Source organism: Pseudomonas sp. 32A, assembly GCF_052682255.1.
Genome location: NZ_JBQYLY010000001.1, coordinates 5,996,650 through 6,009,179 on the forward strand (window position 1 = coordinate 5,996,650; position 12,530 = coordinate 6,009,179).

10 protein-coding genes are annotated in these 12,530 nt (G+C 61.1%); 1 reads left to right on the top strand and 9 read right to left on the bottom strand.

Annotated features, from left to right (window positions below; translation table 11 throughout):
• Positions 1-84 precede the first annotated feature (84 nt).
• The 9 genes from ACUN0G_RS27615 to gloB form a co-directional block, all read right to left on the bottom strand.
• Positions 85-1,044, bottom strand: coding sequence for a FecR domain-containing protein (locus ACUN0G_RS27615; RefSeq protein ID WP_445574881.1), 960 nt, complete (start codon positions 1,042-1,044; stop codon positions 85-87).
• On the bottom strand, positions 1,041-1,571 hold the full coding sequence (locus ACUN0G_RS27620; protein ID WP_445574882.1) for a sigma-70 family RNA polymerase sigma factor: 531 nt from the start codon (positions 1,569-1,571) through the stop codon (positions 1,041-1,043). The genes ACUN0G_RS27615 and ACUN0G_RS27620 overlap by 4 nt, the downstream gene beginning before the upstream one ends.
• A 237-nt stretch (positions 1,572-1,808) precedes the next feature.
• Positions 1,809-3,413 carry an ABC transporter ATP-binding protein gene (locus ACUN0G_RS27625; RefSeq protein ID WP_445574883.1) on the bottom strand — a complete coding sequence of 535 codons (1,605 nt, stop codon included), beginning with the start codon at positions 3,411-3,413 and terminating at the stop codon, positions 1,809-1,811.
• 1 nt (position 3,414) lies between these two features.
• The gene (locus tag ACUN0G_RS27630) at positions 3,415-4,434 is read right to left on the bottom strand and encodes an ABC transporter permease (RefSeq protein WP_008435209.1); all 1,020 of its coding nucleotides are present in this window, start codon (positions 4,432-4,434) and stop codon (positions 3,415-3,417) included.
• A 1-nt stretch (position 4,435) separates the two neighbouring features.
• Positions 4,436-5,509 (bottom strand): microcin C ABC transporter permease YejB, encoded by a 1,074-nt coding sequence (locus tag ACUN0G_RS27635; RefSeq protein ID WP_219273072.1) that lies wholly within the window; start codon positions 5,507-5,509, stop codon positions 4,436-4,438.
• Between the two features lies 1 nt (position 5,510).
• Positions 5,511-7,349, bottom strand: coding sequence for an extracellular solute-binding protein (locus ACUN0G_RS27640; protein ID WP_177071758.1), 1,839 nt, complete (start codon positions 7,347-7,349; stop codon positions 5,511-5,513).
• Complete coding sequence (locus tag ACUN0G_RS27645; protein ID WP_421524035.1) at positions 7,346-9,175, bottom strand: extracellular solute-binding protein; 1,830 nt, start codon at positions 9,173-9,175, stop codon at positions 7,346-7,348. Before ACUN0G_RS27645 ends, ACUN0G_RS27640 begins: the two co-directional genes overlap by 4 nt.
• Before the next feature lie 220 nt (positions 9,176-9,395).
• Complete coding sequence (locus tag ACUN0G_RS27650; RefSeq protein WP_258346354.1) at positions 9,396-10,808, bottom strand: lytic transglycosylase domain-containing protein; 1,413 nt, start codon at positions 10,806-10,808, stop codon at positions 9,396-9,398.
• A gap of 98 nt (positions 10,809-10,906) precedes the next feature.
• Positions 10,907-11,674 carry a hydroxyacylglutathione hydrolase gene (gloB, locus tag ACUN0G_RS27655; protein WP_445574884.1) on the bottom strand — a complete coding sequence of 256 codons (768 nt, stop codon included), beginning with the start codon at positions 11,672-11,674 and terminating at the stop codon, positions 10,907-10,909.
• A 65-nt stretch (positions 11,675-11,739) separates the two neighbouring features.
• Here gloB and ACUN0G_RS27660 point away from each other — a divergent pair, with 65 nt between their 5' ends.
• Entirely contained in the window at positions 11,740-12,498 is a 759-nt protein-coding gene (locus ACUN0G_RS27660; RefSeq protein WP_076013855.1) for a methyltransferase domain-containing protein, read from the top strand.
• Positions 12,499-12,530 lie beyond the last annotated feature (32 nt).

The window sequence follows — 12,530 nt, forward strand, 5'->3', positions numbered from 1 at the left end:
GATCAAATCGATCGGCGAATTGAAAGCATCTGCAGGGTTAACCGAACGAATTGCGAAAAAGGGAACTGACGTTTGAAAAAAATCTTACGCGGCTGGAAGCCTGGGTCTGACCGTGACCCACCACGGCATGAGTGTGTCGACCTTAATCGGCAGCGCGGCCTGTAGCAGGCGCAGTGCGTGGTCGCTGTCTTTGAGGGGAAACGAGCCCATTACCGGCAATTGCGCCACCGCCGGATCACAGCCCAGGTGGCCGGGGCGATAACGGTTGAGCTCGGCGACCAGTTGGCCAAGCGGCAGATTGTCGGCCAGCAGCACGCCACGGCTCCAGGCCTCACGGGTGGCGGATGCGGGTGAGTCAAGGTTGAACCCGTCGCGGGTGAAAGCCACTTGTTGCCCGGCCTCGATGATTCGTTGTTGCCGGCTGGCGGCGGTGCGCACTTCAACCCTGCCTTCAAACACATTGAGCACGGTGCTGTCGCCGTCCTGCAACACGCTGAAGCGGGTGCCGAGTGCCCGCAGGCGACCCTGTTCAGTCTCCACCAGAAACGGGCGGTTCGGGTCCTTGGCGGTCTCGATCAGCACTTCGCCGAAGCGCAGGTGCAGCAAGCGCTGGACCCGGTCAAAACGTACATCCAGGGCGCTCAAGGCGTTCAGCCACAGGCGGCTGCCATCGTCCAGCAGCGCTTCGCGGGTTTCGCCGCTGGCGGTTGCGTAATCCGCGCTCCAGCCTCCCACCAATCGGGGCAGGGCAGTGTTGCGCCAAGTGCCCCAGGCCAGGGTTGAACCGGCACATAGCACCAGCAGGGTCTTGAGGGTTTGGCGCCGGGAGCTGCGCAGGGCGCGACTGGCACCCTGGGGTTGCTCGGTCAGCGGCGCAAAGCGTTGGCTGACCCGCTCCACATAACCCCAGGCAGCCTGGTGTTCCGGACTTTGCCCGAGCCATGCCTGCCAGTGCTGGGCAGCCTCTGGCTGATCCTGCAGGCGTATGTACCACTGGGCCGCTTGCTCAAGGCTGGCATGGCTGAGTTTTCCGGGGCTGTTCACTCCACGAGCATCCCGTCCAGTTCGGCTTCCAGCACCGCGCAATGCAGCAGCGCCTGGGCCAGGTATTTTTTCACCATCCGTTCACCCACGCCGAGCTGCTCGCCGATCTGCTTGTAGGGCATGCCGTGCAACTGTGCCAGTAAAAACGCTTCGCGCACCTTGTGGGGCAGACGGGCGAGCATGGCGTCCACTTCGTAGAGGGTTTCGACGATGATCGCCCGCTGCTCCGGCGACGGTTGCAGCGCTTGCGGCCGGCCCGCGAGGCTTTGCAGCCAGGCTTGCTCCAGTTGGCAACGGCGCCAATGGTCGATGCACAGGCCCCGGGCGATGGTGGCCAGGTAGGAACGCTCGCGCGTCTCATCGGCTTCGGCGGGCGGGCGCTTGAGTGCCCGAATGAAGGTGTCATGGGCCAGGTCCGCCGCGTCCCAGCGATTGCTCAGGCGCCTGCGCAGGAGCCCCAGCAGCCAGGAATGGTGATTGCCGTAAAGGTCGCTGAACGAGGTGGGCGAGGTCGACACAGTATCCATGTGGCGTGGAAGCCTTGGCGTAAATAAGAATTGGTCGCGATTAAATCAAAGGGCCGGGCACTGCGCAAATGATATTGGTTTGCTTTTGGGCAAGAAGGACCTGAGCACCCCCGTAGCAGCTGTCGAGCCCCAGCGAGGCTGCGTTGGCCGCACCCGTGTTATCGAGCCAGGCATTGCACCGAGGCGCGCCGGACGCAGCCTCGCTGGGGCTCGACAGCTGCTACGGGGGTTCTGTTATTAGGGGCCGGGCACCAGGAACGCGGCCTCCAGCAGTTGCCGGGTGTAGGCATGCTGGGGGTTGGCGAAGATCGCGGGTGCATCTCCCTGTTCAACCGCCTGCCCGTGCTTGACCACCATCAACTGGTGACTCAAGGCCTTGACCACCGCCAGGTCGTGGCTGATGAACAGGTAGGTCAGGTTGTACTTGGCTTGCAGGTTGCGCAGCAGTTCCACCACCTGGCGTTGCACGGTGCGGTCGAGGGCCGAGGTCGGTTCATCCAGCAAAATCAGCCGGGGCTTGAGCACCAAGGCGCGGGCAATAGCGATGCGCTGGCGTTGCCCACCGGAGAATTCGTGGGGGTAGCGATTGCGGGTTTCCGGGTCCAGGCCCACTTCCTTGAGCGCGGCGATAATCGCCGCTTCCTGCTCGGCGGCAGTGCCCATCTTGTGGATACGCAGGCCTTCGCCGACGATCTCGCTCACGCACATGCGCGGGCTCAGGCTGCCGAACGGGTCCTGGAACACCACCTGCATTTCCCGGCGCAGCGGGCGCACCTGTTGTTGGCTCAGCTTATCCATCTGATGGCCTTCGAAGCGGATGCTGCCCTTGCTCGCAATCAGCCGCAAAATTGCCAGGCCCAGGGTGGATTTGCCCGAACCGCTTTCACCCACGATGCCCAGCGTCTGGCCCTGGGGCAGGCTGAAGTTGATGCCATCCACCGCCTTGACGTAATCGACGGTGTTGCGCAGGAAACCTTTCTTGATCGGGAACCAGACTTTCAGGTCGTCGACTTCCAGCAGCGGAGGGCCAATTTCATTGGTGGCAGGGCCGCCACTGGGCTCGGCTGCCAGCAGCTCCTGGGTGTACGGATGCTGCGGCGACTGGAACAGGGTTTCGCATTCGGCCTGTTCGACGATGCAGCCTTTTTGCATCACGCATACCCGGTGGGCAATGCGCCTGACCAGGTTCAAGTCATGGCTGATCAAGAGCAAGGCCATGCCCAGGCGTGCCTGCAACTCCTTAAGCAGCTCCAGGATCTTCAACTGCACGGTAACGTCGAGGGCCGTGGTCGGTTCGTCGGCGATCAGCAGCTCCGGCTCATTGGCCAGGGCCATGGCGATCATCACCCGCTGGCGCTGGCCGCCGGACAGCTCGTGTGGCAGGGCTTTGAGGCGCTTGTGAGGCTCGGGGATGCCTACCAGTTCCAGCAGCTCCAGGGTGCGTTTGGTGGCGACCTTGCCGGTCAAGCCCTTATGCAGGCCGAGCACTTCGTTGATCTGCTTCTCGATGGAGTGCAGCGGGTTCAGCGAGGTCATCGGCTCCTGGAAGATCATCGCAATCCGGTTGCCACGAATATGCCGGATGGTCTTTTCTTTCAGGGTCAGCAAATCGTGGTTGGCGTACTGGATCGTTCCCGACGGGTGTCGTGCCAGCGGGTAGGGCAGCAGGCGCAGGATCGAGTGCGCCGTGACCGACTTGCCGGAACCGCTTTCGCCCACCAAGGCCAGGGTTTCGCCGCGCTTGATATCGAAGCTGACGTTGTTCACCACACGCTGGTGGCTGTTGCCTACGACGAACTCGACGGAGAGGTCGCGGACTTCGATCAGATTGTCCTGATTCATCTCATTTCCTCGGGTCGAAGGCATCGCGAGCGGACTCGCCGATAAACACCAGCAGACTCAACATGATCGCCAGCACGGCAAACGCACTCATGCCCAGCCACGGCGCCTGCAGGTTGGATTTACCCTGGGCCACCAGCTCACCCAAGGACGGCGAGCCGGCCGGCAGGCCAAAGCCCAGGAAGTCCAGCGCAGTGAGGGTGCCGATGGCGCCGGTCAGGATGAACGGCATGAAGGTCATGGTGGAAACCATGGCGTTGGGCAGGATATGGCGGAACATGATCGCGCCGTTCTGCATTCCCAGCGCCCGCGCCGCCCGCACGTATTCCAGGTTACGCCCGCGCAGGAATTCGGCACGCACCACGTCCACCAGGCTCATCCAGGAAAACAACAGCATGATCCCCAGCAGCCACCAGAAATTGGGCTGCACGAAACTGGCGAGGATGATCAGCAAATACAGCACCGGCAAGCCCGACCAGATCTCCAGGAAGCGCTGCCCGGCCAGGTCGACCCAACCGCCGTAGAAACCCTGCAACGCGCCGGCGATCACGCCGATGATCGAACTGAGTACGGTCAGCGTCAGGGCAAACAGCACGGAAATCCTGAACCCGTAGATCACCCGCGCCAGCACATCGCGGCCCTGGTCGTCGGTGCCCAGCAGGTTGTCCCGTGACGGCGGGGCCGGGGCCGGAACTTTCAGGTCGTAGTTGATGCTCTGGTAGCTGTACGGAATCGGCGCCCACAAGGTCCAGGCATCCTTGGCCTTTAGCAGCTCCTGGATATACGGGCTCTTGTAGTTGGCTTCCAGCGGGAATTCGCCGCCGAAGGTGGTCTCGGGGTAGCGCTTGAGCGCCGGGAAATACCAGTCGCCGTCGTAATGCACCGCCAGCGGCTTGTCGTTGGCGATCAGCTCGGCGCCCAGGCTCAGGCCGAACAGGATCAGGAACAGCCACAGCGACCACCAGCCACGCTTGTTGGCCTTGAAACGCTCGAACCGCCGACGATTGAGGGGGGATAGATTCATCTCAATGCTCCCGGCTGGCGAAGTCGATGCGCGGATCGACCAGGGTGTAGGTGAGGTCGCCGATGAGTTTCACCACCAATCCCAGCAGGGTGAAGATAAACAGCGTGCCGAACACCACCGGATAGTCGCGGTTGATCGCTGCCTCAAAGCTCATCAGGCCCAGGCCGTCGAGGGAGAAGATCACTTCCACCAGCAACGAGCCGGTAAAGAAGATGCCGATAAAGGCCGACGGGAAGCCGGCAATCACCAGCAGCATTGCGTTGCGGAACACGTGGCCGTAGAGCACGCGGTGATTGGTCAGGCCCTTGGCCTTGGCGGTGACCACGTACTGCTTGTTGATCTCGTCGAGGAAGCTGTTTTTGGTGAGCAGGGTCATGGTGGCGAAGTTACCGATCACCAACGCCGTCACGGGCAGCGCGAGGTGCCAGAAGTAATCGAGGATCTTGCCGCCCCAGCTCAATTCATCAAAGTTGTTGGAGGTGAGCCCGCGTAACGGAAACCAGTCGAAGTAACTGCCGCCGGCGAACACCACGATCAGCAGGATCGCAAACAGGAACGCCGGGATCGCGTAGCCGACGATGATCGCCGAACTGGTCCACACGTCAAAATGGCTGCCGTGTCGCGTGGCCTTGGCGATCCCCAGCGGGATCGACACCAGGTACATGATCAGGGTGCTCCATAACCCGAGGGAGATGGACACCGGCATCTTTTCCTTGATCAGGTCGATGACCTTGGCGTCACGGAAAAAGCTGTCGCCAAAATCCAGCTTGGCGTAGTTCTTGATCATGATCCACAAGCGTTCCGGCGCCGACTTGTCGAAGCCGTACATTTTCTCGATTTCCTTCACCAGTGCCGGGTCCAGGCCCTGGGCGCCGCGATAGCTGGAGCCGGCCACCGAGACTTCGGCACCGCCACCGGCAATCCGGCTGGTGGCACCTTCAAAGCCTTCGAGCTTGGCGATCATCTGTTCCACCGGGCCACCGGGCGCAGCCTGGATGATCACAAAGTTGATCAGCAAAATGCCGAACAGCGTCGGGATGATCAGCAGCAGTCGACGAACAATATAGGCCAGCATCTCAGTCGCCCCCGCTCGCCGGATCGGCAGTCTGGTTGGTGTCCACGGTTATCGCAGGTTTCGCGTCGGGTTTGCTCCACCAGGTGGCGGTGCCGACGTCATAGCGTGGTGAGACCTTCGGATGGCCGAGGTGGTCCCAATACGCCACGCGGAAAGTCTTGATGTGCCAGTTGGGAATCACGTAGTAGCCGAACTGCAGCACACGGTCCAGGGCCTTGGCGTGGGCCACCAGGCTCTTGCGCGAGTCGGAGTCGATGAGCTCTTCCACCAGTTGGTCGATGGCCGGGTCTTTCAGGCCGATGTAGTTGCGGCTGCCGGGCTTGTCGGCGCTGGATGATTTCCAGTACTCACGCTGCTCGTTACCGGGCGAGGAGGACTGCGGGAAGCTGCCCACCACCATGTCGAAGTCCCGCGAGCGGATGCGGTTGATGTACTGCGAGATGTCGACCCGGCGGATTACCAGGTCGATCCCCAGGTCAGCCAGGTTGCGCTTGAACGGCAACAGGATGCGTTCGAACTCGGTCTGGGCCAGCAGGAACTCGATGGTCACCGGTTTGCCGGTGCTGTCGACCATCTTGTCGTCGACGATCTTCCAGCCGGCCTCTTGCAGCAACTGATAGGCCTCGCGCTGCTGGGTGCGGATCATGCCGCTGGCGTCGGTCTTCGAGGGCTCGAAGGCTTCGGTGAATACCTGGGGTGGGATCTTGTCCCGCAGCGGTTCCAGAATCGCCAGCTCATCCGGGCCGGGCAGGCCGGTGGCGGCCATCTCGGAGTTTTCGAAATAGCTGCGGCTGCGGGTGTAGGCGCCGTTGAACAGTTGCTTGTTGCTCCATTCAAAGTCCAGCAGCAGGCTGATGGCCTTGCGCACCCGCACGTCCTGGAACATCGGCTTGCGGGTGTTGAACACGAAGCCCTGCATCCCGGTGGGGTTGCCGTTGGGAATTTCTTCCTTGATCAGGCGGCCCTGGGCAACGGCGGGGGTGTTGTAGGCGTTGGCCCAGTTTTTCGCGCTGATTTCCAGCCAGTAATCGAACTGCCCGGCCTTGAGGGCTTCGAGGGCCACGGTGTTGTCGCGGTAGTAATCGGTGACGCGGTAATCGAAGTTGTAGAAACCCTTGTTGATCGGCAGGTCCTTGGCCCAGTAGTCCTTGACCCGCTCGTAGCGGACCGAACGCCCGGCCTTAACCTCCGCCACCTTGTACGGGCCGCTGCCCAACGGAATCTCCAGGTTGCCCTTGGAGAAGTCGCGGCCCTCCCAGTAATGCTTGGGCAACACTGTCAGTTGCCCAAGGATCAGCGGCAGTTCGCGGTTGTTGGTGCGCTTGAACTTGAACAGCACCCGCAGCGGGTCCTCGGCGACCACTTCGTCGACGTCGGCGTAGTAGGTCTTGTAGATCGGTGAGCCGTCCTTCATCAGCGTCTGGAAGCTGAACACCACGTCTTCGGCGCGGATCGGGTGGCCGTCGTGAAAGCGCGCTTCGGGGCGAATGTAGAAGCGCACCCAGCTGTTGTCCGGGGCCTTTTCGATCTTGCCGGCCACCAGACCGTATTCGGTGATGGGTTCGTCCAGGCTTTGCTGGGCGAGGGTGTCGTAGATCAGGCCGATATTGTCTGCCGGCACGCCCTTGCTGATGAACGGGTTGAGGCTGTCGAAGCCGCCCATGCTGGACTCGCGAAAGGTACCGCCCTTGGGTGCGTCGGGATTTACATAATCGACATGCTTGAAGTCGGCGGGGTACTTGGGTGGTTCGTTGTACAGGGTCAGCGCATGCTGTGGGGCCGCAGTGGCCGCGCCGCACAACAACAGGCTGCCAAGGATCGCAGTACGCAAAGGCATCATTGGGCTTTCTCCGAAGCTTTCAGCCACCATGCGCTCAGGCCCAGGCTGTAGGGCGGCGTGGTGACGAAGGCGAACCGGTTGCGGTACGCCAGGCGATGATAGTTGAGGTACCAGTTGGGAATACTGTAGTGCTGCCACAGCAGGACGCGGTCGAGCGCTCGCCCGGCTGCCAATTGTTCTTCGCGGGTTTGCGCCGCCAGCAGTTGTTCCAGCAGATGGTCGACCACCGGGTTGGCGATGCCTGCGTAATTCTTGCTGCCCTTGATCCCCACCTGGCTGGAGTGGAAGTACTGCCACTGCTCAAGGCCGGGGCTGAGGGTCTGGTTGAGGGTCATCAGAATCATGTCGAAGTCGAACTGATCGAGGCGTTGTTTGTACTGTGCGCGGTCTACCGTGCGCAAGCGGGCATCGACGCCGATGCTTGTCAGGTTTTCGACATAAGGCTGCAGGATGCGCTCCAGGTTCGGATTCACCAGCAGGATTTCCAGGCGCAGCGGCTGCCCGTCACGGTTGAGCAAACGCTGCCCGGACAGCTTCCAGCCGGCTTCGGCGAGTAACGCGAGGGCGCGGCGCATGGTGTCCCGGGGGATGCCGCGACCGTCGGTCTGAGGCAGGCTGAAGGCCTGGGTAAACAGGTTGGCGGGCAGTTGATCGCGATAGGGCGAGAGCATCAGCCATTCATGGCCGGTGGGCACGCCGGTGGCGGAGAATTCGCTGTTGGGGTAGTAGCTGAGGGTGCGTTTATAGGCGCCGCTGAACAGGGTGCGGTTGGTCCACTCGAAATCGAACATCAAGCCCAGGGCTTCACGCACCTTGGCCTGGCTGAAGGCCGGGCGCCGGCTGTTCATGAACAGGCCCTGGCTCTGGGTCGGGATCTGGTGGGCGATCTGCGCCTTGATCACATCACCGCGGTTGACCGCCGGGAAGTTGTAGCCGTTGGCCCAGTTCTTCGCCTGGTGCTCGATATAGATATCGAACTCGCCGGCCTTGAAGGCTTCGAAGGCCACGTCGCTGTCGCGGTAGAACTCCACCTCGACCTTGTCGTAGTTATAGAAACCACGGTTGACCGCCAGGTCCTTGCCCCAGTAATCCTTGACCCGTTCGAACACCAGTTGCCGCCCCGGCGTCACCTTGCTGATGCGGTAAGGCCCGCTGCCCAGCGGCGGCTCGAAGGTGGTGGCCTTGAAGTCACGGTTTTTCCAGTAGTGCTGGGGCAACACTGGCAGCTCCCCCAGGCGCAGGATCAGCAACGGGTTGCCGGCGCGCTTGAACACGAAGCGAATGCGGTGCCGGTTAAGAATGTCGACCCGGGCCACTTCCTGCAGATTGGTGCGGTATTGCGGGTGGCCTTCGGTCAGCAGCGTGCGATAGGAAAACGCCACGTCGTAGGCCGTGATCGGCTTGCCATCGTGGAAGCGCGCTTCGGGGCGCAGGTTGAACACCACCCAACTGCGGTCCTCGCTGTACTCCACCGATTGGGCAATCAGGCCGTAGCTGGAAGTCGGTTCATCGCCGGAAGGGGCGTACTGGCCCGTACCGACCATCAACGGCTCGTTCAGCTCGTTGACCCCGTATTGCAGGAAGTTGGCGGTGGAAACCGGGCTGGAACCCTTGAAGGTATAAGGGTTGAGCGTATCGAAGGTGCCAAACGCCATGACACGCAAAGTGCCGCCCTTGGGCGCTGCGGGGTTTACCCAGTCGAAGTGGGTGAATTTGGCCGGGTACTTGAGCGTGCCGAACTGCGCATAACCGTGGCTCTCGGTGATGGTCGCGTTCGCGGAAAAGCTCAAGGCCAGACTTATTAGTAGAAGGAGGGGACGCTTCAAGTCAGAGATCCGATCCAGGCGGCTTGGGCTTTATGAACCGTACAGTAACAGCTTGTTCCGATTGGAAAAAGGCTGGTGAAGCGGCGGGGATTAAGGCGCGGTGAAACCTGTAGGAGCGAGCTTGCTCGCGAAGGACGCCAACGATAACGCTGGCATTCCGAATTAACGCGGTGTCCTTGCGTTTTTCGCGAGCAAGCTCGCTCCTACGGGGTTTGCGGTGTTATCTAGGCCCGGAAACCACCAGCATCTGCCCTGGCTTCAACGCCTGGCCAGTGCGCGGGTTCCAGCGCTTGAGATGTTGCATCTCGACGTTGAAGCGCTTGGCGACGATGTACAGCGAGTCGCCTTTCTTGACCTTGTACTGCACCGGCTTCTTGCCGCCGGCCTTGGCCACCAGCTTGCGGGTGTCCTGCATGACCAGGGTCTGGCCGACCTTGAGCGCCTGGCCATTGAGCTGGTTCCAGCGCTGCAGGTCATGCACATCAACCTTGTTGGCCTTGGCAATCAGGGTCAGGTTGTCGCCGCTGCGAACCTTGTAGCTACGGGTGCGACCGGCCACAGCCTTGTGTTCAACTTCGTCGAACACCTGCTTTTTCGGGCGCATGCTCAGTAATTCTTCGGGCTTCATCGCCGAAAGGCTGCTGGCCAACAATTGCGCCTTGGAAGTCGGCACCAGCAAATGCTGCGGGCCATCCAAAGTGGTACGTTGCTTCAGGGCGGGGTTGAGCTGGAACAGTTCGTCTTCGTCGATTTCGGCCAGCGCGGCAACCCGTGACAGGTCCATGCTCTGCTTGACTTCGACCACTTCGAAATACGGCGTATTGGCAATCGGGCTCAGGTTGACGCCGTAGGCTTCGGGAGCCAGCACCACCTGGGACAGTGCCAGGAACTTGGGCACGTAGTCCTTGGTTTCCTGGGGCAGTGGCAGGTTCCAGTAGTCTGTCGGCAAGCCGAGCTTTTCGTTGCGCTCGATGGCCCGGCTGACGGTGCCTTCGCCCGCGTTGTAGGCCGCCAGCGCCAGCAACCAGTCACCGTTGAACATGTCATGCAGACGCGTCAGGTAGTCCAGGGCGGCGGTGGTGGAGGCAGTGATGTCGCGGCGGCCGTCGTAGGCGCGGGTCTGACGCAGGTTGAAGTAGCGCCCGGTGGAGGGAATGAATTGCCACAGGCCCACGGCATCGCTGCGCGAATAAGCCATTGGGTTGTAGGCACTTTCAATCACTGGCAGCAGCGCCAGCTCCAGGGGCATGTTGCGTTCTTCAAGGCGTTCGACGATGTAATGAATGTAGAGACTGCCGCGTTCGCCGGCGTTCTCAAGGAAGGATGGGTTGCTGGCAAACCACAATCGTTGCTGTTCAATGCGCGGGTTGACGCCTAACCCGTCCTGCAATTGAAAGCCCCGGCGCATGCGTTCCCAGACATCCTGGGGCACTTCCGGGCTTGGCTTCTCTGATAGCCAAATGGGTTTTTGCTTGATCTTGGCGGTAAGGTTTGGCTTGGGTTGCACGGTGGATTGTGCGGCAAAATGGGTCGATTGGCAGCCCGCCAGAGTAGCGGACACAGCCACCGCCACGGCTTGAGCCAGGCGGGTCAATGCGTCTGAATGGTTGGTTTTACGAATAGATGACGACATTGGCTGGAAGTAAGTTCCGGGCAAAAATGTCGGGCGATTCTAGAAAGCGCTTTGGTTCCGGTCAACCATTCAGAAATTACGTATCAGAATCCTTCCACTTAGAACGTATCTTTCCACGACCTCAAGCTAGCAAATACCTCACTCCCGGCCTGGTTATCCCGGCCATTCCGTTCGTCCGCTTTTTCTTTAACGGATGTTTCAGAGGTCCGCAGAAAGGGGTTGGTGAGTTTTTCCAGGGCCAGGGTTGAGGGCAATGTGATCTGGCCGTTCGCCCGCAGTTGCCGCACGTTCTCCACCCGTTCGGCGATATCCGCGTTATGCGGTTCCACGGCCTGGGCGAATTTCAGGTTACTTTGTGTGTATTCATGGGTGCAGTACACCAGCGTGTTGGTCGGCAGGGCCGCCAGGCGTTCCAGGGAGGTGTGCATTTGCTGCGGGGTGCCTTCGAACAGCCGGCCACAACCGGCGGCGAACAGGGTGTCGCCACAGAACAGCACGCCCTCGTGATAAAAGGCGATATGGCCCAGGGTGTGACCGGGTACGGCAAATACTTCGAAGTCCCAGCCCAGCACGTTGATGCGGTCGTTGTCCTGGAGGGCGATATCCCGCGCCGGAATCTTTTCATTGGCTGGCCCGTAGACCGTGGCGCCTGAAACACTTTTAAGTTGTTCGACGCCGCCGACATGATCATGGTGATGGTGAGTCACCAGGATGTCGCTGAGGGTCCAATCGGGGTGCTGCTGGAGCCAGGCCAGCACGGGCGCGGCATCACCGGGATCGACCACCGCGCAGCGCTTGTTCGGCTGATCCTGTAACAACCAGATGTAGTTATCGGTGAAGGCGGGCAGGGCACTGATCTGTATCATTCTTTGATTCGCCAAGCTGAACACATTGGTGCATCTTAGAGCTTCTTGGCGAGTTGGAGAATGCAATGACTGATAAAGCGTTCGCCCAGGCCGATCCCGAGTGGCTGGCACTGATCAGTGCCGCCCGTGAATGGCTGTCCGGGCCTGTCGGGCAATTTTTACTGGATGAAGAACGGCGCATGCTCGAAGACGAGCTGGGTCGGTTCTTTGGTGGCTACCTGGTGCATTACGGTCCCTCGGCGCAAACCCCGCCGTCGGCACCCCAGGTGCAACGCAATGTGCGCCTGGGTGCGCCGTTGCCGGGTGTCGAGATTGTCTGCGAGGAGCAAGCCTGGCCGTTGAGCGAGCATGCGGCCGACGTGGTGGTGTTGCAGCATGGCCTGGATTTCTGCCTGTCGCCCCATGGTTTGTTGCGCGAAGCCGCCAGCAGCGTGCGCCCAGGTGGCCATTTGCTGATCATCGGCATCAACCCCTGGAGCAGTTGGGGCTTGCGGCATGTATTCGCCCATGATGCCTTGCGCAAGGCACGCTGCATCTCGCCCTCGCGCGTCGGTGACTGGTTGAACCTGCTGGGCTTTGCGCTGGAGAAACGCCGCTTCGGGTGCTATCGTCCGCCGCTTGCGTCCGCCAAGTGGCAGGGCCGGTTGGCCGGCTGGGAGCGCAGGGCCGGTGCCTGGCAATTGTCTGGCGGTGGTTTCTACTTGTTGGTGGCGCGCAAGATCGTCGTGGGCCTGCGCCCGGTGCGCCAGGTACGCCGCGAACCGATGGGCAAGCTGGTACCGATGCCGATGGCCAAGGTCAATCGCAAGCAGAGCGAGCAGTAAAAAACCTTTTTTGATTTCAGGTCGAGTCTCTC